At 65.5% G+C, this 20,950-nt stretch carries 18 protein-coding genes and 1 tRNA gene; 13 read left to right on the forward strand and 6 right to left on the reverse strand.

Annotation, left to right across the window (positions count from 1 at the left end):
* Window positions 1–49 precede the first annotated feature (49 nt).
* From MRBLAR12_RS09430 to MRBLAR12_RS09440, 3 genes are read right to left on the reverse strand one after another with little or no spacing between them, the layout of a single operon-like run.
* Complete coding sequence (locus tag MRBLAR12_RS09430; protein ID WP_364745484.1) at window positions 50–304, reverse strand: PspC domain-containing protein; 255 nt, start codon at window positions 302–304, stop codon at window positions 50–52.
* A 3-nt stretch (window positions 305–307) separates the two neighbouring features.
* Complete coding sequence (locus tag MRBLAR12_RS09435) at window positions 308–571, reverse strand: hypothetical protein (protein ID WP_229995656.1); 264 nt, start codon at window positions 569–571, stop codon at window positions 308–310.
* A 1-nt stretch (window position 572) separates the two neighbouring features.
* On the reverse strand, window positions 573–2,192 hold the full coding sequence (locus MRBLAR12_RS09440) for a PspC domain-containing protein (protein ID WP_364745487.1): 1,620 nt from the start codon (window positions 2,190–2,192) through the stop codon (window positions 573–575).
* Window positions 2,193–2,316: 124 nt separating this feature from the next.
* Here MRBLAR12_RS09440 and MRBLAR12_RS09445 point away from each other — a divergent pair, with 124 nt between their 5' ends.
* Together MRBLAR12_RS09445 and MRBLAR12_RS09450 are read left to right on the forward strand one after the other, a co-directional pair.
* Window positions 2,317–3,696 carry an ATP-binding protein gene (locus tag MRBLAR12_RS09445; protein WP_229996006.1) on the forward strand — a complete coding sequence of 460 codons (1,380 nt, stop codon included), beginning with the start codon at window positions 2,317–2,319 and terminating at the stop codon, window positions 3,694–3,696.
* Window positions 3,697–3,761: 65 nt separating this feature from the next.
* Window positions 3,762–4,394: a LuxR C-terminal-related transcriptional regulator gene (locus tag MRBLAR12_RS09450; protein WP_229996008.1), complete on the forward strand. Its 633-nt coding sequence runs from the start codon at window positions 3,762–3,764 to the stop codon at window positions 4,392–4,394.
* 80 nt (window positions 4,395–4,474) lie between these two features.
* Here MRBLAR12_RS09450 and MRBLAR12_RS09455 read toward each other — a convergent pair whose 3' ends face one another.
* Window positions 4,475–5,692, reverse strand: a complete 1,218-nt coding sequence (locus tag MRBLAR12_RS09455) for a pyridoxal phosphate-dependent aminotransferase (protein WP_364745491.1) — start codon at window positions 5,690–5,692, stop codon at window positions 4,475–4,477.
* Window positions 5,693–5,968: 276 nt separating this feature from the next.
* Between MRBLAR12_RS09455 and MRBLAR12_RS09460 the strand changes: the two genes are divergently transcribed.
* The 10 genes from MRBLAR12_RS09460 to MRBLAR12_RS09505 all read left to right on the forward strand — a co-directional run bounded on the left by MRBLAR12_RS09460 (window position 5,969) and on the right by MRBLAR12_RS09505 (window position 14,970).
* Window positions 5,969–6,041, forward strand: a tRNA-Trp gene (locus MRBLAR12_RS09460).
* 79 nt (window positions 6,042–6,120) lie between these two features.
* Window positions 6,121–6,405: a preprotein translocase subunit SecE gene (secE, locus tag MRBLAR12_RS09465; RefSeq protein WP_229996004.1), complete on the forward strand. Its 285-nt coding sequence runs from the start codon at window positions 6,121–6,123 to the stop codon at window positions 6,403–6,405.
* A gap of 113 nt (window positions 6,406–6,518) precedes the next feature.
* Complete coding sequence (gene nusG / locus MRBLAR12_RS09470) at window positions 6,519–7,442, forward strand: transcription termination/antitermination protein NusG (RefSeq protein ID WP_414645480.1); 924 nt, start codon at window positions 6,519–6,521, stop codon at window positions 7,440–7,442.
* Window positions 7,443–7,571: 129 nt separating this feature from the next.
* Entirely contained in the window at window positions 7,572–8,003 is a 432-nt protein-coding gene (rplK, locus tag MRBLAR12_RS09475) for a 50S ribosomal protein L11 (RefSeq protein WP_018773647.1), read from the forward strand.
* Window positions 8,004–8,144: 141 nt separating this feature from the next.
* A complete protein-coding gene (gene rplA, locus MRBLAR12_RS09480) occupies window positions 8,145–8,852 on the forward strand; it encodes a 50S ribosomal protein L1 (protein WP_091251962.1) in 708 nt (235 codons plus the stop codon).
* 225 nt (window positions 8,853–9,077) lie between these two features.
* Window positions 9,078–10,196: a GNAT family N-acetyltransferase gene (locus MRBLAR12_RS09485; protein WP_364745497.1), complete on the forward strand. Its 1,119-nt coding sequence runs from the start codon at window positions 9,078–9,080 to the stop codon at window positions 10,194–10,196.
* Between the two features lie 201 nt (window positions 10,197–10,397).
* Window positions 10,398–11,507, forward strand: coding sequence for a GNAT family N-acetyltransferase (locus MRBLAR12_RS09490; protein ID WP_229992781.1), 1,110 nt, complete (start codon window positions 10,398–10,400; stop codon window positions 11,505–11,507).
* A gap of 326 nt (window positions 11,508–11,833) precedes the next feature.
* Window positions 11,834–12,427 carry a 50S ribosomal protein L10 gene (gene rplJ, locus MRBLAR12_RS09495; RefSeq protein WP_028276542.1) on the forward strand — a complete coding sequence of 198 codons (594 nt, stop codon included), beginning with the start codon at window positions 11,834–11,836 and terminating at the stop codon, window positions 12,425–12,427.
* A 77-nt stretch (window positions 12,428–12,504) separates the two neighbouring features.
* Window positions 12,505–12,876 carry a 50S ribosomal protein L7/L12 gene (rplL, locus tag MRBLAR12_RS09500; RefSeq protein ID WP_028276543.1) on the forward strand — a complete coding sequence of 124 codons (372 nt, stop codon included), beginning with the start codon at window positions 12,505–12,507 and terminating at the stop codon, window positions 12,874–12,876.
* Between the two features lie 243 nt (window positions 12,877–13,119).
* Entirely contained in the window at window positions 13,120–14,970 is a 1,851-nt protein-coding gene (locus MRBLAR12_RS09505; protein WP_229992782.1) for a bifunctional metallophosphatase/5'-nucleotidase, read from the forward strand.
* Window positions 14,971–15,081: 111 nt separating this feature from the next.
* On the opposite strand, the gene MRBLAR12_RS09510 is transcribed toward MRBLAR12_RS09505, so the two are convergent.
* Both MRBLAR12_RS09510 and MRBLAR12_RS09515 read right to left on the reverse strand, forming a co-directional pair.
* Window positions 15,082–15,570 carry an aminoacyl-tRNA deacylase gene (locus tag MRBLAR12_RS09510; RefSeq protein ID WP_229992783.1) on the reverse strand — a complete coding sequence of 163 codons (489 nt, stop codon included), beginning with the start codon at window positions 15,568–15,570 and terminating at the stop codon, window positions 15,082–15,084.
* A 117-nt stretch (window positions 15,571–15,687) separates the two neighbouring features.
* Window positions 15,688–16,887, reverse strand: a complete 1,200-nt coding sequence (locus tag MRBLAR12_RS09515) for an acetyl-CoA C-acetyltransferase (RefSeq protein WP_229992784.1) — start codon at window positions 16,885–16,887, stop codon at window positions 15,688–15,690.
* Between the two features lie 464 nt (window positions 16,888–17,351).
* On the opposite strand from MRBLAR12_RS09515, the gene rpoB reads away from it, so the two are divergent.
* On the forward strand, window positions 17,352–20,867 hold the full coding sequence (rpoB, locus tag MRBLAR12_RS09520) for a DNA-directed RNA polymerase subunit beta (protein ID WP_090575285.1): 3,516 nt from the start codon (window positions 17,352–17,354) through the stop codon (window positions 20,865–20,867).
* The last annotated feature ends 83 nt before the right edge of the window (window positions 20,868–20,950 follow it).

Consider the following 20,950-nt stretch of genomic DNA (forward strand, 5'->3'; position numbering starts at 1 on the left):
ATGCCGCCCGGCCGGGACGGCCTGTGATGGCCGGCTTCTGTGATCGAGGTCAGGGCCGGGAGGAACGCTTCGAGAGGAAGCTTTCGAGGACGATTGCGTTGCGCTGGTCCGGGAGGAGCAGCCACGCCACGACGTAGAACACGAACGCCGGCCCGGGGAGCAGGCTCAGGAGCAGGTAGGCGATCCGGACATACGCCACATCAACATTCAGTTTGGCGGCAATTCCGCCGCAGACGCCGCCAAGCCAGCGCTGCGGACCACGTTTCAGGCCGAAGCCACGGATGGTGTCGAAGAATTTATCCATGGTTCAAGACTTCCCTGTAGTTGACGTATTGTCACGCCTGCGCGCCGAGACCAGTCCGCCCACTATCAGGGCGGCCCCGGCCCCGATCATCAGGCCGATCAGGACGTAGGTGCCGTTGAGGGCCACGATGCCGAGCCCGGAAATGATGATCAGCGCGGCCAATGCCACCACTGTCAGCCCCCAGACCACTGTGCCCACCCGGGCGGGGGAACCCGCCTCGGGGTCCTGCCAGGCCGCGGCAGGCCGCGAGTCGTCATAGCTGCTCATGTCAGTTGCCTTCCTTAATGGTCACGTTGCTGACGGTGCCGGAGATCTTCAGGACCAGCCGGGCGCCTGGCATCGAGGTGTTGTAGTCGCTTTGCTGCTTCGTGATGCCGCCGCGGTCCTGGTTGCCGTCGTGGATGTTGCCCATGGTCATGTCCGCCTGGACCTGGACCGGGACGGTGGCGGGGATGACGACGGTGAGGTTGCTGGCCGTCGCGTCGATCGGAACGACGACGTCGGAGCCCAGGGGCGGATTCAGCGCCAGCTTGGTCAGGTCCACGGTTCCGGCGCCGCCGGTGATCTCGAAGCCGCCATTGGCCTGTTCAATGCTCGTCGGCGTCCAATCGGCGTTCTGGAAGCGGAACCGGTCCCCATGCGGGACCACGCTGAAGATTGCGCCGATCAGCAGCGCGACGACCGCGAAGAAGCCCAGGATTCCGGAAGTCCGGCCCCGCAACCCTACGAACAGGATCCCGAGACCCAGGATGGCCGCGCCGAAGGCCCAGACCAGCGCGTTGCCGGCGTCGCCGAGATCGATCACATTGGCGGCGTCGAGGGCCTTGATGCCGCCGCCCACCAGGAGGGCGGAGCCGACGGTGACGAGGACAGCCGGAGTGCCAGGGCCAAGGTTGCGGGGCGCAGCGGGAGGGGGCGGGGTGGCCCCGGATCCCGGGCCATAGCCGCCGGGGGGAACAGGGCCGGGCGGGATGGGGCCGGACGGCGGGGGCGGACCCCAGACCGGGCCGGTTCCGAAGCCGTCGTCGGGGTGGCCATAGGCCGGCCCGCCGCTCTGCGGGAAGCTTTCGGTGGACTGCTGCCCGTCACCGGTGCGGGAGCTACCCGCGAATGCCGCGGCGCCGGCCGGGCTGCTGGACTCGTAACGCGGTGGCATGGGAGTGGCTCCGTTCCGGATCTTATTGCGTTGGGTCAGGTAGTAGACGAGGTAGATGGCGCCGCCCACCCAGAAGACGGTCCAGACGAAGGCGCCAAAGCCGAACCGGTCCCAGCCCCAGACACCGTTGCCCAGGCTGGGGAAACCGATAACCGAGGTGATGAGGGCGCCGGTCATGCCGGCCGTCCACCGCCCTGCGGCGGCCTCCTGAACGTGAATGCGGCCGTCAGGCTCGGGCAGCAGTGCCCAGGCCAGGCCATAGGCGAGAACGCCAATTCCGGCGAAAACGGTCAGGACGATCAGGACGCCGCGAATGATCAGGGGGTCGACGCCGAGTCGGTGCGCTATGCCACTGGCCACGCCACCGATCCAGCGGTCGCGTCCGCGGTAGATGCCCTGGCTGCGGATCCAGTCGAAGAAATTTTGCCCCTGTCGGCCGGGCAGCGGTCCATTCGGGTCGCCCGGCGCGTAAAGCGGCGGCGGCTCCGTCGGCAGCGGCTCCGTCGGCGGCGCTCCTGCCGGCCCGGAGCCGGCCGGAGAGGCATCGGACTGGCCTGTGCCTGGAAGTTCTGTGTCCGGAAGCTCGGTGTCAAGTTCTGAGTCCGGAGCTTTTGAGTCCGGAAGTTCAGGGTCTGGACGTTCTGTGTCCGGAAATTCTGCGGAGGGTCGATCCGTGGCCGGCCGGTCTGCGGAGGCCTGGCCTTCATCGGGGTGCGGAGTGTGCGGGTTCATACTTCGATCCTTCCCGTTCCAGGCGCCGGGCTCTACTGGGGAATACCCTGAACGGCCCCTGAGTGGCCCCCGGTTGGGCCCCCAAACGCGTCCGGGGAACCCCGATCCGTGCTTGGATTGATGCATGACAACCGTGCCCGCCCGCCCGCCGCTGGTCCGCAGCAGCGATCGCGTGATTGCCGGCGTTTGCGCGGGCCTCGCCAACCATCTGGGCTGGCCGGTGCGCATGGTCAGGATCGGCATGGTGGTGGCTGCGCTCGCGGGCGGCGCCGGAGTGGCCTTTTACGCCTGGCTCTGGATCATGGTCCCCACGGCGGATGAAAGCGCCCGGCGCAACGCCCGCCGCCCGGCGTCGCCCATCGCTCCGGCAGTCAGCTCCCCGGACATCCTTGGAGTCCCCGGCACCCCGGCAGCCCCCGGCGTTCCGGGAGGCCCCGGAACCCTTGGCGCGTCCGGGACCCCAGCCCCGGGGTCCTGGTGGTCCAAGGTGCCGGGCATGCCCTTCGGCAAGGAGATCCTGCTGGGCGCAGGCCTGTTGCTGGCCGCCGGGATTCTGATCGCCCGGCTTCTCGGCGTCGACGTGCCCCTCGGCACGCTGATCCCGGTTGCGGCGATCCTGGGCGGTGCGGCGATCGCCTGGATGCAACTGGACGAGACCCGCCGGGCGGGGCTGGTGGACAAGACCAAAGCGGACCAGGCCGGCGGCTGGGCGCGCCTCGCAGCCGGGCTCGCCCTCGTCGTGGCCGGCGTCCTGGTCATGGTGTCCGGCTCGGGGTCCTGGGAACAGACCTGGCTGGCCCTCCTGGCCTCGGTGGCCGTGCTCGGCGGCGTGGCCCTGGTGCTGCTGCCTTGGGGGCTGAAGTTCTGGCGCGACCTGGAAACGGAGCGAGCGGGGCGGGTGCGCGCCACCGAGCGTGCCGAGATCGCAGCCCACCTGCATGACTCCGTGCTGCAGACCCTCGCCCTGATCCAGCGCCGCGCCGGCAACGAGCACGACGTCATCCGGCTGGCCCGCGCGCAGGAGCGCGAACTTCGGGGCTGGCTGTACCGGGACGCCGACAAGGAATCCGGGCAGCTGTCCGAAGGCATCACGGCCGCCGCCGCAGAGGTCGAGGACGCACTGGGCCACGCGGTCGAAGTGGTCAGCGTGGGGGACTGCGTCATGACCCAACGCCACGAGGCCCTCGTCCAGGCAGCCCGCGAGGCCATGCTCAACGCCGCCCGGCACGGCGGCGGTGCCGTGTCCGTGTACCTGGAAGTCACGGACGCCGCCGCAGAAGTTTTCGTCAAGGACCGGGGCCCGGGCTTCGATCCGGATTCGGTCCCCCCGGACCGGCTCGGTGTCCGGGAATCGATCATCGGCCGGATGAACCGCCACGGCGGCACCGCCGCCATCATCAGCAGCCCGGACGGCACCGAAGTGCGGCTCCGGCTGCCCGCCGCCGCATCTGCCGGAACTGCGGCGGCTGCCGCCAACCACGCCAACGGAGAGGCCAAGCCGTGACCAGCCCAGCACCAGGAAACCAGTCACCAGGAAGCCACACACCAGGAAACCCTGCCCCGGTTCGGGTGGTGATCGTGGACGACCACGCCATCTTCCGTTCCGGGTTGAAGGCGGACCTGGACGCGGACATCGTCGTCGCGGGGGAGGCCGGAACCGTGGAGGAGGCAATCGCCGTCATCGCGGCCCAGCTGCCTGACGTCGTGCTGCTTGACGTCCACCTCCCAGGCGGCCGGGGAGGTGGCGGACGCGAGGTCCTGGCCGGCTCGGCGCCGCTGCTGGGCACCACACGGTTCCTGGCGCTGAGCGTCTCCGACGCGGCGGAAGATGTCGTGTCCGTGATCCGGGCGGGCGCGCGCGGCTACGTCACGAAGACAATTTCCGGCGCGGAGATCAGCGGTGCCGTCCGCCGCGTGGCCGGCGGCGACGCCGTCTTCTCGCCGCGGCTGGCGGGCTTCGTCCTGGACGCGTTCGGAACGGCCCCCGCGGACATCGCCGACGACGAGCTGGACAAGCTATCGGCGCGGGAGCTCGAAGTGATGCGCCTGATCGCCCGCGGCTACAGCTACAAGGAGGTGGCGAAGGAACTGTTCATCTCGATCAAGACCGTTGAAACCCACGTCTCGGCCGTGCTGCGCAAGCTCCAGCTCTCCAGCCGCCACGAGCTGACCCGCTGGGCCGCCGAACGCCGCCTCCTCTAGCCAAGGATGCGCTATCACTTAGGGTCCTTATCGCACTGGAATAAGGACCCTAAGTGATAGCGCATCGGGGGTTGGGGGTGCTACTTCGCCTTGCCGAGGAAGTCCTGCAGGCGGGCGACGCCCGTGGCCAGGTCGTCGTCGCCCAGCGCATAGGACAGGCGCAGGTAGCCGGACGGGCCGAACGCCTCGCCCGGAACCACAGCGACCTCGACCTCGTCCAGGATCAGCGCCGCGAGTTCGGCAGAGGTGGCCGGCCGCACCGGTCCGTTTGCTGACGGGAACTCCTTGCCCAGCAGCGCGCGGACGTCCGCGTACACGTAGAAGGCGCCCTTCGGCGTCGGGCAGTCAACGCCCTCAATCGCGTTCAGGCCCGCGACGATTGCCTTGCGGCGGCGGTCGAATGCCACCTTCATCTCATCGACGGCGGTCAACGGCCCGGAGACGGCCGCGAGGGCGGCGACCTGGGGGATGTTGGAGACGTTCGACGTCGCGTGGGACTGCAGGTTGGTGGCGGCCTTGATGACGTCCGCCGGCCCGATCATCCAGCCCACCCGCCAGCCGGTCATGGCATAGGTCTTGGCGACGCCGTTGAGGATGACCACCTTGTCGCCGAGCTCGGGAACTGCGGTGGCGATAGAAGTGAACGGCACGCCGTCGTAGGTCAGGTGTTCGTAGATCTCGTCGGTGACAACCCACAGGCCCTTGGACGCTGCCCACTGGCCGATCTCCTTGACCTGCTCGGGCGAGTACACGGCACCGGTGGGGTTCGAGGGGGAGACGAAGAGGAGGATCTTGGTGCGCTCCGTGAGGGCCGCTTCCAGCTGGTCCACGGTGACCAGGTAGCCCTGCTCCGGGCCCGCGAAGACCTCCACCGGCACGCCGCCGCCCAGCCGGATGGCCTCGGGGTAGGTGGTCCAGAACGGGGTGGGAACAATGACCTCGTCGCCCGGGTCCAGGAGGGTGGCGAAGGTGTTGTAGACGGCCTGTTTGCCGCCGTTGGTCACCAGCACCTGGGATGCCTCGGCCTTGTAGCCGGAATCCCGGAAGGTCTTGTCCGCGATGGCCTGCTTCAGCTCGGGCAGCCCGCCGGCGGGGGAGTAGCGGTGGTACTTCGGCTGGCTGGCGGCCTCGATGGCGGCCTGCACAATGTAGCCGGGCGTCGGGAAATCGGGTTCCCCGGCACCGAAGCCGATGACCGGGCGGCCGGCTGCCTTCAGCGCCTTCGCCTTGGCATCGACGGCCAGAGTGGCGGATTCGGCTATGGCGGAAATGCGCTGGGAAATGCGGGCAGCAGACATGGGCGGGTCCGTTCTTCGCTGGCAGCTGGAAGGCTGGATGTGGGATTCGACGAAATCTACTCTATGCTGTTCAGCGGATCCCCCGGGGTGCCTGAACGCGAATATGACTGACGGCTGTCAGTTGATTTGCGAAGGCACGCAGGGGTCCGGAAGAGGGCCGGTTCGACGTAGGCGCAGTTGTTGCGTAGACTGGTTCTCCGGTGTTGAAAACACGATGATGGCCTGCGCCTCAGGGAAGCCTGGGGTTGCGTCGGCCGGAGCGGATTTTCTCCCCGAAGGGTAGTGGCGCAATTGGTAGCGCAGCGGTCTCCAAAACCGCAGGTTGCAGGTTCGAGTCCTGTCTGCCCTGCGCATGCTGTTCCGGGTCATCCGGAACAAGCGCAGCAACCATGGTTCAGTTCAGAGCCGGGTATCCGATCATTGCGAGGATGAGTGAGGACCAGGTGACCGAAACAGCTGCCAGCAGCTCCAAAGGCCGCCCCGCCAAGAATGCCGCCAAGCCCGGCTTCTTCGCTCGCATCGCGATCTTCATCCGCCAGGTCATTGGCGAACTGAAGAAGGTCGTCGCACCGACCCGTAAAGAACTGATCAATTACACGCTCGTGGTGCTGGTGTTCGTGTCCATCATGATGGTGATCGTCACCCTGCTGGACTTGGCCTTCGGGACCGCGGTCAGCTGGGTCTTCGGCGGCAGCGGCCCCACGGACAACTAAGGCGACCGGTCCGCAGACTGCGTGGATGCCCCGGGAAACCGGAGATTCCGCGGGGTGTGCGGAATTGAGTCATTTAAATAGGCATGTTAGGCAATGAGGAAGCAGGAGACCAAGTGTCTGAGCAGGAGCTCGAGGTAACTGAGACTGAGCTGGATAACAGCCAGGGCGCCGCGGTGGAAGCCGCGGAAGAGTCCGAGGCTGTGTCTGCTGCGCCCGAATCCGACGTCACTGACGAGGCCGAAGCCACAGAAGAAGTAGCCTTGGAAGAAGACGCAGAGGCAGCAGTTGCCGAAGCCGTCGACGCCGAAGAATCCGACGCTGAAGAATCCGACGCTGAAGAATCCGACGCTGAAGAATCCGACGCTGAAGAATCCGACGCTGAAGACGCCGACGCTGAAGAAGCCGACGCGCTGGCAGCGGCGGCCGCCAAGGCCGACGTCGACCCCGCCGACGAGTTCAAGGCCAAGCTGCGCCGCCAGGAGGGTGACTGGTACGTCATCCACTCCTACGCAGGCTACGAGAACCGCGTCAAGGCCAACCTTGAGACCCGCATCCAGACCCTGGACATGGAAGATTACATCTTCGAAATCCAGGTTCCGATGGAGGAAGTCGTTGAGATCAAGAACGCTCAGCGCAAGGTCATCAACCGCGTCCGCATCCCCGGTTACGTCCTGGTCCGCATGGACCTGACGGACGCTTCCTGGGGCGCCGTCCGCCACACCCCCGGCGTCACCGGCTTCGTGGGCAATGCCCACAACCCGGTCCCGCTGCGCCTCGATGAGGTCTTCTCCATGCTCGCGCCGGTCTTCGAAGAAGAGCAGGCCGAGAAGGGCAAGCCGGTCAAGCACGCCGCAGCGCAGGTCGACGTCGACTTCGAGGTTGGCGAGTCGGTCATCGTCAAGGAGGGCCCGTTCGAGACCCTCCCCGCCACGATCTCCGAGATCAAGATCGATTCCCAGACCCTCGTGGTGCTGGTGTCCATCTTCGAACGCGAGACTCCGGTCACCCTGGCGTTCAACCAGGTCAGCAAGATCTAGCTTTTCCCTAAGAATTCGCCCCGGGCTGCCCGCTTAGCAGCCACGGAGCGGCAGGCCGCCTTGCCATGGCGGCCACCAACCTGAGGCACGCTCCTGTGCCCCAGGACGTATTTGAGAGAAGGACCTACATTGGCTCCCAAGAAGAAGGTCACCGGCCTCATCAAGCTGCAGATCCAGGCAGGTGCCGCTAACCCGGCCCCGCCGATCGGTCCTGCGCTCGGCCAGCACGGTGTCAACATCATGGAATTCTGCAAGGCGTACAACGCTGCGACGGAAGCCCAGCGCGGCAACGTTATCCCCGTGGAGATCACGGTCTACGAAGACCGTTCCTTCACGTTCATCACCAAGACCCCGCCGGCTGCAGAGCTCATCAAAAAGGCTGCAGGCGTCGCCAAGGGTTCGGCTACCCCGCACACCGTCAAGGTTGCCAAGCTGACCCAGGCCCAGGTCAACGAGATCGCCACCACCAAGATGGAAGACCTCAACGCCACGAGCCTCGAAGGCGCAGCGAAGATCATCGCCGGCACCGCCCGCTCCATGGGTATCACCGTCGAAGGCTAATAGCCTTCCCCGCCGGGCAACCGGCACCACCTAAACATTGAGATGTTGGGAACCCGGCACGGACAAACCGTTCGGAATCCCGACTGTGGCAGGGCCCAGCGCGGTCCGCAGACCACAACTGCACAAGGAGAAATAAGCAGCATGGCAAAGCGCAGCAAAGCATATGAGGCAGCCGCGGCCAAGATCGACGCGGAGAAGTTCTACGCGCCGTTCGAGGCAGTGACGCTCGCCAAGGACACCAACCCGTCCAAGTTCGACGCCACCGTTGAGGTCGCTTTCCGCCTGGGCGTTGACCCTCGCAAGGCTGACCAGATGGTCCGCGGCACCGTCAACCTGCCCCACGGCACCGGTAAGGTCGCCCGCGTCCTCGTCTTCGCAACGGGCGACAAGGCTGAGGCTGCAATCGCAGCCGGCGCCGACTTCGTTGGTTCCGATGACCTGATCGAAAAGATCGCAGCCGGCTGGACCGACTTCGACGCCGCCGTTGCCACCCCTGACCTCATGGGCAAGGTTGGCCGCCTCGGTAAGGTCCTGGGTCCGCGTAACCTGATGCCGAACCCGAAGACCGGCACCGTGACCGCTGACGTCGCGAAGGCTGTCAACGACATCAAGGGCGGCAAGATCGACTTCCGCGTCGACAAGCACTCCAACCTGCACTTCATCATCGGCAAGGTTTCGTTCGACGCCATCAAGCTGGCCGAGAACTACGCGGCAGCACTGGAAGAGGTCCTTCGCCTCAAGCCGTCCGCTTCCAAGGGCCGCTACATCCAGAAGGCCACCGTCGCCACCACGTTTGGCCCGGGCATCTCGGTTGACCCCAACGTCACCAAGGTCCTGACCGAGGTCTAGTCCACACCGGATCCACGGATCCTCGGCGTCGCCAGCAACACGGGCGTCACCGGTTTCCAGCGAAAGGCCGTCCCGCAACCGCGGGACGGCCTTTTCGTCGTCTCTGCGCCTGACATTCTTGGCGCCTGAATAGCGGATGCCCGTACATCATCGGCGTCCCGACGCCCCAAAGCCCCAAAGTCCCGAAGCCTTGGAGCCGCCGGACTTGCCGGTTAGGCTGTGCCGGTGACTACGCCGTCGTACCTCATCGAGCAACTCTCCCTGCCCGCCAGCCTTGATGCTGACGCAGCGGAGTTCCTGGAATTCATGGAACTCTGCGACGAACTCGAGTTGCAGACCTGGGGCAACCTTGACCGGGCTTCGTCCGCGGCGGCACGCCTTCAGTACTGGCGGGACACTGCCTACACCCGCACGCGGCTCTTCTTCGTCCGTGTCGACGGGCGCATGGCGGCCAGATCCTGGGTCCGCTGCGAATTGCAGGAGAATCGGGGCAGTGCGCTCCTGCACGTAAGCGTCTTGGATTCCTTCACCGGCGCAGGGATCGGCCGGGCCCTGCTGGAGCACGCCGAGGCGCTGGCCGCCGCCGACGGGCGGACCATACTGCAGACCTTCACTGAGCACCCGGCCGGCTTCGACGTCGACGCCCCGTTTCTCATCAAGCCCGCCACGGGAACCGGAGCGCTGCCAGCCGGCGCGCGCGGCGTCCGCTTCGCCGGTCTGGCCGGCTACCGGCTGGAGCAGGTCGAACGGTTTAGTTCGCTCGACATCCCGCCCGTTGCCGACCTCGACAGCCTGGAACGGGACGCCCTGGCCAAGGCGGGGGAGTACGAACTGCTGCACTGGACCGATTCATGCCCGGAGGACCTTGCCGCCCAGCTCGCGGTGCTGATGTCGCGCATGAGCACCGATGCCCCCGCTGGTGCCCTGAGCTATGAGCCGGAGATCTGGGACGTCGCCCGGGTCCGTCACGTCGAGGACACCTGGCGTCGGGCCGGCCTGTCCGCCCTGGTGGTCGCGGCACGGCACCTGGCCACCGGTGAACTTGCCGCCTATACCGTCCTCCAGACAACAGCCGACAAACCATGGTTGGCCAGCCAGGACGACACCCTCGTCGCGGCGGGCCACCGCGGCCACCGGCTCGGCATGCTTATCAAGATCCTCAACCTGCGCCTGCTGCAGGAGGCTTACCCGGCTGTGCGGCGCGTCCTGACCTATAACGCCGCCGAAAACGATCACATGCTCAGCATCAACATCGCGCTGGGCTTCAAGCCGGCGGGCTACGACGGCGAGTGGCAGCGGACCGCGGCCGGTGACGGCACCGTGAGTGACGGCACTGTGAACTGACGGCACCGTGAACTGACGGCCCTGTGAACTGGCGACCGTGTGAACAGGCGCCTGCGGCGCCAGGGCGCCGGACGGGGCGGAAACTGCCCGGCGTCACCAATGGAACAGCGGCCCAAACCAGCATATGCTGGCGGTTGAAAGCCCGGTTTGAGCCGGGCCGTACCGACGGTGGGTGGCACAACGGCTGAAATGATGCCCTCTATGGCAAACGATGTACGGATTGAGCAGGTGTGGATCCCCGATTCCCTTGACGCGCCCGACGCCGCCGATTTCCTCGCCGCCATCGAAGTGGGGCGACGGGTCCGGATGCAGACCTGGGGCACGGACGACCTTGCCTACGCGCCGCAGGAGAAGCTACTAGAGATGGCGGACCCCTACGAACGCCAGGTGATCCTGGTGGCCAAGATCGACGGCGTGATTGTCGGGACGGCAGACATTGCCTTACCGCTCGTGGACAACCTCGACCTCGCCGAATTCACGCTCGACATCCTTCCGGAATTCCGGCGCCAGGGCGTGGGCAGGCATCTGCTGGAGGCCGCGGAGCACTTCGCCCGGGACGAGGGCCGCCACACCATCCTGATCGACACCAACCATCCGGGATCAACCCTGACGGACCCGGATGCCGAACAGCTCGTGCCCGGCAGCGGCGTCGGGTTTGTTCCGATGGGAAGCCGTGACGTGGAATTTGCCCGCCACGCCGGCTACACGCTCCAGCACATCGAACAGTTCAGTTCCTGCGCACTGCCGCTGGACACCAAACTCGTCGCCGAACTTGAGGCCGAGGCCGAGGAAGCCAATGCCGGCCGCTACCGTCTGCACCACTGGACGGACCGGTGCCCTGACCGGTGGCTGGAGGCCGTCGCCGCCCTGGAGAATCAGGCAGGCGAGGACGAAGTGCCGGGGCCGGATGCCCAGGAAATGGTGTTCGACGGCGGCATCCTCCGGGAGGCGGAGGAGGTCACCATTGCCCAGGGCCGGCGCACGGTGGTCACCGCCGTCGAGCACATCGCCAGCGGAACGCTCGCGGGCCTGACCACCATCAGTGTCCTTGCCCTGCGCCCGGACGTCGTCTTCCAGGACGACACCGTGGTGCTGCAGGAACACCGCGGCAACAAACTCGGGCTGCTGATCAAGGTCGCCAACATGGAACGGCTGAGCGAACAGTTCCCGGACGCCCGCGTCCTGTACACCTGGAACGCCCCTGAGAACCGCTACCTCCTGAAGGTCAACCAGCAGCTCGGATTCACCACAGCGGGCGTGACGGGTCTCTGGCAGAAAGAACTCCCCAACTTCGGCCCGGCGGTCAGCTGAGGGCTGTTCGCGTAACCCTGCCCGCTGGGCCCGATTTGGAACAGGCGCGCCGCGTCCCGTAAGCTTGAAGGACCAAAGACCGTCGGTTGTTGGAAATCCACTCTCCCAAGCAAGACTCACTTCTGCAGTCGCGCCGGGAGAGCGCAGTGGATTTCCGGACGAAGGACCCTGAACATAGGGCGGCCGGCGCAGGTGAACGAAGCAAAGCTCCGTGGTCATGGACCGCGTCGAGACAAGCCCCGTGCATCTGCGCGGGGCGTTTTTTAGTTTTAGCTCTTTTTGAGCGGGGACCCGGACACACCGGCACTATCCCCGGAAGGAGGGTTATGGCAACGCCTAGCAAGGTTTCAGCAGTAGCTGAGATCACTAACGATTTCAAGGAATCGAACGCCGCTGTCCTGACCGAATACCGTGGGCTCACCGTTGCACAGCTCAAGCAGCTGCGTGTTTCTCTCGGCCAGGAAACCAAGTTCTCGGTCGTCAAGAACACCCTGACCGCTATTGCAGCCAAGGAAGCTGGTGTCGAAGCATTCGACGGTCAGCTCGCCGGCCCCACTGCAATCGCGTTCATCAAGGGTGACGCAGTTGCCGCTGCCAAGAGCCTGACGGATTTTGCCAAGGCTAACAAGCAGCTGGTCATCAAGACCGGTTACTTCGAAGGCAAGGCACTGAACGCCAGCGAAGTTGCTGCCCTGGCAGCACTCGAGTCCCGTGAGCTGCAGCTCGCTAAGGTTGCAGGTATCCTCAAGGCTCCTGCTGCCGCTGCTGTACGCATCATCGACGCACTGCGCCTCAAGCTTGAAGAAGAGAACGGTGCCCCGGCAGCAGCCGAAGCACCCGCCGCTGAAGAAGCTCCCGCAGCAGATGCAGCAGCCGAGGCCGAAGCACCGGCCGAAGCCGCAGCCCCCGAAGAGAACTAGTCCTCTTCTCCATAAGACTCCGGTGCGACAGCGAGCCTCAGGGCCGCCGCGCACCACTATAGGAAGGACGCCACACCATGGCGAAGCTCACCAACGAAGAGCTCATTGAAGCTTTCAAGGAACTGACCATCATCGAGCTCTCCGAGTTCGTCAAGCTCTTCGAAGAGACCTTCGAAGTTACTGCTGCTGCTGTTGCCGTTGCCGGCCCCGCCGCTGCCGCAGAAGAAGCTGAAGAGAAGACTGACTTCGACGTCATCCTCGAAGCTGCTGGCGACAAGAAGATCGCAGTGATCAAGGAAGTTCGCGCCATCACCTCCCTGGGCCTCAAGGAAGCCAAGGACCTGGTTGACAGCGCACCCAAGGCTGTTCTCGAAGGCGCCACCAAGGAAGCCGCCGAGAAGGCAAAGGCTCAGCTCGAAGAAGCTGGCGCCCGCGTTACCCTCAAGTAACTCTCGCCGTCCGGATCCATCGCGATCCGCACTGCTCGAAGGAAACCCCGTCCACTCAGGTGGGCGGGGTTTCCTGCGTTCCCGGGACCGGAAACCCGAAACCCCCGGACCGGAAGCCGGCGCCGGTGAACGGTACCCAAGGATTCGGCAAAGTTTTTCTGATACCCCTGTCGCACTTGATGGCGCGACCCTAGACTTTGGATTTGTGCCCACCGGCCCCCAACGTTCAGGAGTTCACCCACAATGATGGACCCAAACACTTCCCCCTCCCGCCGCGCCATGCTCGCGGCAGCCCTCGTGGGCGGCGGCGCGGCCGCCGCCGCGCTGGCCGGAGCCCCGGCGGCGCAGGCCATCCCCGGCGAAGCCAGTGGCAGGGCAACCGCCAAGAAACAGTTCACCCTGACGGTGCTCGGCACCACGGATCTGCACAACAACGTCTTCAACTGGGACTACTTCAAGAACGTCCCCTATGCCGACGCCGCCGGGAACAAGATCGGGATTGCCCAGGCCGCGACCCTGATCAACGCCATGCGGGCCGAGCGCGGCGCGGCCAGCACCCTGACCATCGACGCCGGGGACACCATCCAGGGCACGCCCCTGGCCTACTACTTCGCCAAGATCAACCCCATCTCGGCAACCGTGAAACACCCCATGGCGCTGGCCATGAACGCGATCGGCTACGACGCCGTGGGGCTGGGCAACCACGAGTTCAACTACGGCATTGGGCTCCTGCGCACCTGGGAGCGGCAACTGGACTTCCCGCTGTTGGGCGCCAACGTGCACGACGCCGTGTCGGGCGGGCGCGCCTTCACCCCCTACGTCCTGAAGCGGATCAAGACGGACAACGGCTGGCTGACGGTCGGCCTGGTCGGCCTGGTGACGCCGGGCTGCGCACTCTGGGACCGGGACAACGTCCAGGGCAAGCTCGATTTCAACGGCATCGTAGAAGAGGCCAAAACCGTCATCCCTCAGGTGAAAGCGGCCGGGGCAGACGTCGTAATCGTCACGAGCCATTCGGGGGCGACTCCCGGGTCCTCCTACGGTGACGCCCTGCCCTTCCCCGAGAACGCGTCCACCCAGCTGGCAGAGGAAGTCCCGGGCATCGACGCCATCCTGGTCGGGCACGCCCACCTGGAGATCCCCGAGCGCTTCGTCACGAACAAGGCCACGGGCAAGCAGGTGCTCCTGACCGAGCCGCTCAAGTGGGGCATGCGCGTCTCCGTCATGGACCTCGATCTCGTCAAGGAAAAGGGGCAGTGGACCGTCACCGCGGCGCATTCGCTCCTTTTGGACGCCAAGACCGTCGACCCCGATCCCGCCGTCGTCCGGGCCGTTCAGGCCGGGCACGAGGCCACGGTGAACTACGTCAACGAGGTCATCGGAACTTCCACGGCGCCGCTCAGCACGGCCACCGCCTGCTGGGAGGACTCCGCCGCGATCGACGCCATCAACTACATCCAGGCCAGCACCGTCAAGGCCGAGCTGGCCAACACTCCCGCGGCAGGGCTGCCCGTATTGTCCATTGCGGCGGCGTTCTCCCGTGCTGTGGACGTCAAGGCCGGACCGCTGACCATCCGCGATGTCGCAGGACTGTACATCTTCGACAACACCCTGCTCGCCATCAAGGTCACCGGCGCGCAGGTCAAGGCATACCTGGAGTGGTCCGCCCAGTACTTCAAGCCGGTGACCGCCACGACGGCCAGGGCCCAGGACGTCACCAACGCTGTGACGGCCACGGCCCCGAACGGCACGCCCGACTACAACTACGACGTCGTCTACGGACTCGACGCGCCGCTGAACTATGAGATCGACCTCGCCCGGCCGGCGGGGGACCGGATCGCCAAGCTCAGCTACGGCGGCCAGCCGCTGGCGCCCGAGCAGGAATTCGCTTTGGCCATCAACAACTACCGGCAGAGCGGCGGAGGCAACTTCCCGGCCGTGAAGAGCGCGCCGGTGCTCTCGAACAGCCAGCAGGAGATCCGGCAGCGCATCATCGACTATGTCGTGGACCGCGGAACCCTGGACGTCGCCGTGTTCAGCCAGGCCAACTGGCGGCTCACCGTCAACGGGACGCCACTGACGGTCACCGCCTAACCCAACTCCAACAACAACGCGGGCAACAACAAAGACGGGGTCACTCAGGGCCCATCCCGGCCGTCGGGATGGGCCGGGGAGTGAGTCCGCGTTGCTTTTAACCCGGGCGGGCTAGTTTGGTTCGGTGATGTCGGCGACGACGGCGCCCAGGGCCGCCGTCAGGGCGTCCGCGTCCACGAACGCGCTGTAGCCATGTTCCCCGGCGCCCATGGAGATCCGCCGGCCTGTGATGGTCTGGTCGGCGTAGACAGGCCAGGGGCGGGTGCTGCCGAGCGGCGTGATGGTCCCGCGCTCGTACCCGGTGGCCTCGAAGGCGGTATCCGCCGCGGGCAGCGAGAGCTTGTTGACGCCCAGCAGCGCCCGCAGCTTGGGCCAGGAGATCTGACGGTCGCCCGGGACCAGGGCGAACAGGAAACTGCCGTCCTTGTGCTTGACCACGAGCGACTTCACGATGTCCGCGGGCCGGATCCCCAGGATTCCGGCCGCCTCCTCCAGGCTGCGGGCGGCGAGGCGTTCCACGATCTCGACGTCCAGGCCGCGGGCCGCGGCGTCGGCCAGGAACCTCTCGCGGCCGCCGCTGGTTGCTCCCTGCTCCGTCATCCCCGTCAAACCTTTCCCTGGCTCCTCGTGGCAGCTCCTCGTTCCCTGTGTCGCGCGGTCCCCCCGATTTCCTGTGTCGCGCGGGTTCCGCGGTTTCCCGGTTCGCCGGGTGCCGGTTCAGTCGCGGTACAGCAGCAGTGCCTCGCCCTGGCCGCCGCCGCCGCACAGGGACACGGCCGCCTTGCCGGTGCCCCGGCGTTTGAGTTCGTGGGCCGCGTGCAGGGCCAGGCGGGCGCCCGAGGCCCCGATCGGGTGGCCCAGGGCGATGGCCCCGCCATGGATGTTGCACTGCTCCAGCGGATAGTTGAGGTCCTTCAGGGACTGCACCGCGACGGAGCCGAAAGCCTCGTTGATTTCGATGAAGTCCAGGTCCGCGGCGGACCAGCCGGCCTTGTCCAGGGCGTTCTTGATGGCGTTCGACGGCTGGGAGTGCAGTGAGTTGTCCGGCCCGGCGACCTGGCCCGGCTTGCCGACAACCGCCAGGTACTCGAGGCCGTTGTCCTCGGCGAACTGCCGGCTGGCCAGCACCAGGGCGGCGGCGCCGTCGGACAGGGGAGAGGAGTTGCCCGCGGTGATGGTTCCGTCCGTGACGAACGCGGCTCGCAAACCGGCCAGCGATTCGACTGTCGTGTCCGGCCGGATGCCCTCGTCGGAGGTGACGGCGATCGGATCGCCCTTGCGCTGCTTGACGCTCATTGCGGCGATCTCGCCGTCGAAGACGCCGTCCTTGGCAGCCCGGGCGGCACGCTGGTGCGACTGGGCCGCCACCTCGTCCTGGGAGGCCCGGTCGATGCCGAGGGTCAGGTTTTTGGTCTCGGTCGACAGTCCCATGGACTGCCCGTCGAAGGCGTCGGTCAGGCCGTCGTGCGCGGCCACGTCGAGGGCCTGGACCGTGCCGTACGCCCAGCCCTGCCGGGAACCGGGCAGCACGTGCGGTGCGCGGGTCATGGACTCCTGGCCGCCGGCGACCACCACCGTGGCGTCGCCGCTGCGGATCATCCGGGCGGCGTCGATCACCGCGGTGAGGCCGGAGAGGCAGACCTTGTTGATGGTCACCGTGGGAACGTTCCAGCCGATGCCGGCGCCGATGGCGCTCTGGCGCGCCGGGTTCTGGCCCGCTCCGGCCTGCAGGACCTGGCCCATGATTACGCTGTCCACCTGGTCGGCTTTGACGCCGCTGGCGGCAAGGGCCGCCCGGATGGCGTGGGTGCCGAGTTCGACGGCGGTGAAGCTGGCCAGCTGTCCGTTCAGGCGCCCCTGGGGGGTGCGGGCGGCTGCGAGGATGACAACATCGTTGTTGTCCGCGGGATTGCTCATGGTGTTTTCTTCCGATCTACTTTCGACTTATGTCTACGTTATCGTGAGCCCCGTCACCTATCCATTCGACGGCCCCGGTCACGGTCTCGGTCAGGTTCCGCCCACTGTCTCGGGCGCCGTCCGGCGGGACTTCGCCAGTAGTCCAGCAGAACTCCGGCAGAACTCCAGAAAAACCCCGGCAGAACTTCGTGCTTGCAATCCCGCCGGAAGTGGGGTAGACAAGTAGGTTGCTTTGCCGTATCGTAGATATTTGCGTCTTCCCTGTTTACCTTCAGCCTTCATATAGCGGTGGGCTTAGCCTGACAGCTGTTCCATCAATGTGCCGTCTACAACGTGCACCAGCATGGACAGCGCGGGTCCCGGGTCATATAGCGGAACCGGACTGGTAGCGCTGCGGAGTCATTCTGCAGAGTGCATAACGGGGGAGATCTGACAACGCCTGAAGGTCTGTGGAAGGATCCCTCTTGGTCGCCTCGAGCACCTCTAATGTAAACAACGCTACCGCTATCAATGCCGACAGCACCGACGGTGCAACCCGCCGGCTCTCATTCGCAAAGATTCACGAACCTCTTGATGTTCCGAATCTGCTCGCCCTGCAAACCGACAGCTTTGACTGGCTGGTCGGAAACGAACGCTGGCAGGCGCGCGTTGCGAAGGCCGTCGAAGAAGGCGACCTCAGCGTCGCCACCTCCTCGGGTCTGTCCGACATCTTCGAAGAGATCTCCCCGATCGAAGACTTCCAGGGCACCATGTCCCTGAGCTTCTCCGAGCCGGAGTTCGCTGACCCCAAATACACCATGGCCGAGTGCAAGGACCGGGACGCAACGTACTCCGCTCCGCTGTACGTCAAGGCCGAGTTCATGAACAACAACACGGGCGAAATCAAGCAGCAGACCGTGTTCATGGGTGACTTCCCGCTGATGACCGAGAAGGGCACCTTCGTCGTCAACGGCACCGAGCGTGTCGTCGTCTCCCAGCTGGTCCGCTCGCCGGGCGCCTACTTTGAGCGCACCGCCGACAAGACCAGCGACAAGGACATCTTCACCGCGAAGATCATCCCGTCCCGCGGCGCCTGGTTCGAACTCGAAATCGACAAGCGCGACCAGGTCGGCGTCCGTCTTGACCGTAAGCGCAAGCAGTCCGTCACCGTGCTGCTGAAGGCCCTCGGCTGGACCGAAGGCCAGATCCTCGAGGAATTCGGCCAGTACGACTCCATGCGCGCCACGCTGGAGAAGGACGCCACCGAGACCCGCGAAGACGCGTTGCTAGACATCTACCGGAAGCTGCGACCGGGCGAGCCGCCCACGGTTGAGGCTGCCCAGTCCCTGCTGGACAACCTGTACTTCAACTCCAAGCGCTACGATCTGGCCAAGGTTGGCCGTTACAAGATCAACCGCAAGCTTGGCATCGATCGCTCCCTTGGCGACAAGGAAGCTTCGGTCCTGCACGTTGAAGACATCGTGGCCATGATCAAGTTCCTGGTTGCACTGCACGCCGGCGAGAAGACCCTCACGGGCAAGCGCGACGGCCAGGACCACGAGCTGCGCGTCGAGATCGATGACATCGACCACTTCGGCAACCGTCGCATCCGCGCCGTCGGCGAGCTCATCGAGAACCAGGTCCGCACCGGCCTGTCCCGCATGGAGCGCGTTGTCCGCGAACGCATGACGACCCAGGACGTCGAGGCCATCACGCCGCAGACCCTGATCAACATCCGTCCCGTCGTGGCAGCCATCAAGGAGTTCTTCGGAACTTCCCAGCTGTCCCAGTTCATGGACCAGAACAACCCGCTCTCGGGTCTGACCCACAAGCGCCGCCTGTCCGCGCTTGGTCCGGGTGGTCTGTCCCGTGACCGTGCCGGCATGGAAGTTCGTGACGTGCACCCGTCCCACTACGGACGTATGTGCCCCATCGAAACTCCTGAAGGCCCGAACATTGGTCTGATCGGTTCGCTGGCTTCCTACGGACGCATCAACCCGTTCGGTTTCATCGAGACCCCGTACCGCCTGGTCGCCGAGGGTGTCGTCTCCGATGAGGTCAAGTACCTCACGGCCGACGACGAGGCCGAGGTCCTGATCGCTCAGGCCAACGCCCCGCTCGACGAGAACAAGCGTTTCGCGGAAGAGACCGTCCTGGTCCGTGCCCGCGGTGGTGGAGGCGAGCCCGTGCTGGTTCCCGCCGCCGACGTCGAGTTCATGGACGTTTCCCCGCGCCAGATGGTGTCCGTGGCTACCGCCCTGATCCCGTTCCTCGAGCATGACGATGCCAACCGTGCACTCATGGGTGCCAACATGCAGCGCCAGGCCGTGCCGCTGGTCCGTTCCGAGGCACCGTTCGTCGGTACCGGCATGGAGCGCGCCGCTGCTGTCGACGCCGGTGACGTCACCATCGCCAAGAAGGCCGGTGTGGTCACCGAGGTCTCCGCTGAGCTCGTCATCATGCTTAACGACGACGGTACGGAAACCAACTACCGCATCAACAAGTTCGCCCGCTCCAACCAGGGCAACTGCTACAACAACCGTGTCCTGGTGAACGAAGGCCAGCGCCTGGAGGTCGGCGGCATCATCGCTGACGGCCCGGCAACGGACCAGGGCGAGCTCGCCCTCGGTAAGAACCTCCTCGTGGCATTCATGTCATGGGAAGGCCACAACTTCGAGGATGCCATCATCCTGTCCCAGCGCATCGTGGCCGAGGACGTCCTGTCCTCCATCCACATCGAGGAGCACGAGATCGATGCCCGCGACACCAAGCTTGGTGCCGAGGAAATCACCCGTGACATCCCCAACGTGTCTGAGGAAGTCCTGGCAGGCCTGGACGAGCGCGGCATCATCCACATTGGTGCCGAGGTTGAAGCCGGTGACATCCTGGTCGGCAAGGTCACCCCCAAGGGCGAGACCGAACTGACCCCGGAAGAGCGCCTGCTGCGCGCCATTTTCGGTGAGAAGTCCCGCGAAGTGCGCGACACCTCCCTGAAGGTGCCGCACGGCGAGTCCGGCACCGTGATCGGTGTCCGCGTCTTCGACCGCGACAACGACGACGAGCTGCCCCCGGGCGTCAACCAGCTGGTGCGCGTTTACGTGGCTGCCAAGCGCAAGATCACCGACGGCGACAAGCTCGCCGGCCGTCACGGCAACAAGGGTGTTATCTCCAAGATCCTTCCGATTGAGGACATGCCCTTCCTTGCCGACGGTACCCCCGTTGATATCGTCCTGAACCCGCTGGGTGTTCCGGGCCGTATGAACGTCGGCCAGGTGCTGGAAACGCACCTCGGCTGGGTTGCCAAGACCGGCTGGAAGATCGAGGGCGAGCCCGAGTGGGTCAAGCAGCTGCCGAACCTGCCGCGCGAGAGTGGCCAGACCACTGTGGCGACGCCGGTCTTCGACGGTGCGCGTGAAGAGGAAATCACGGGCCTGCTCGATTCCACCAACGTCACCCGCGACGGCGACCGCCTGATCAACTCCTCCGGCAAGACCCGTCTGTTCGACGGCCGCTCCGGCGAGCCGTTCCCGGATCCGATCTCGGTCGGCTACATGTACATCCTGAAGCTCCACCACCTGGTGGACGACAAGATCCACGCCCGCTCCACCGGCCCGTACTCCATGATCACGCAGCAGCCGCTGGGTGGTAAGGCACAGTTCGGTGGCCAGCGCTTCGGTGAAATGGAAGTGTGGGCGCTCGAGGCTTACGGCGCCGCTTACACGCTCCAGGAACTGCTGACGATCAAGTCGGATGATATCCACGGTCGTGTGAAGGTCTACGAAGCCATCGTCAAGGGCGAGAACATCCCCGAGCCGGGCGTTCCTGAGTCCTTCAAGGTCTTGATCAAGGAAATGCAGTCGCTGTGCCTGAACGTGGAAGTGCTTTCCACGGACGGAACCACAATTGAAATGCGTGACTCTGATGACGCAGTCTTCACGGCTGCGGAAGAACTGGGCATCGATCTGTCTCGTGCAGAGCCCAGTTCCGTAGAAGAGGTTTAGCAGGGGCCCGGAGAGAAGCAGGCGGCCCACCGGCCCAACCTGCTTTTCTCCGGCTCCTCCCTCTTCCCGTAACCCAAGACTTC

It is taken from the genome of Arthrobacter sp. LAR12-1-1.1 (assembly GCF_040676555.1).
Classification (GTDB): Bacteria; Actinomycetota; Actinomycetes; order Actinomycetales; family Micrococcaceae; genus Arthrobacter.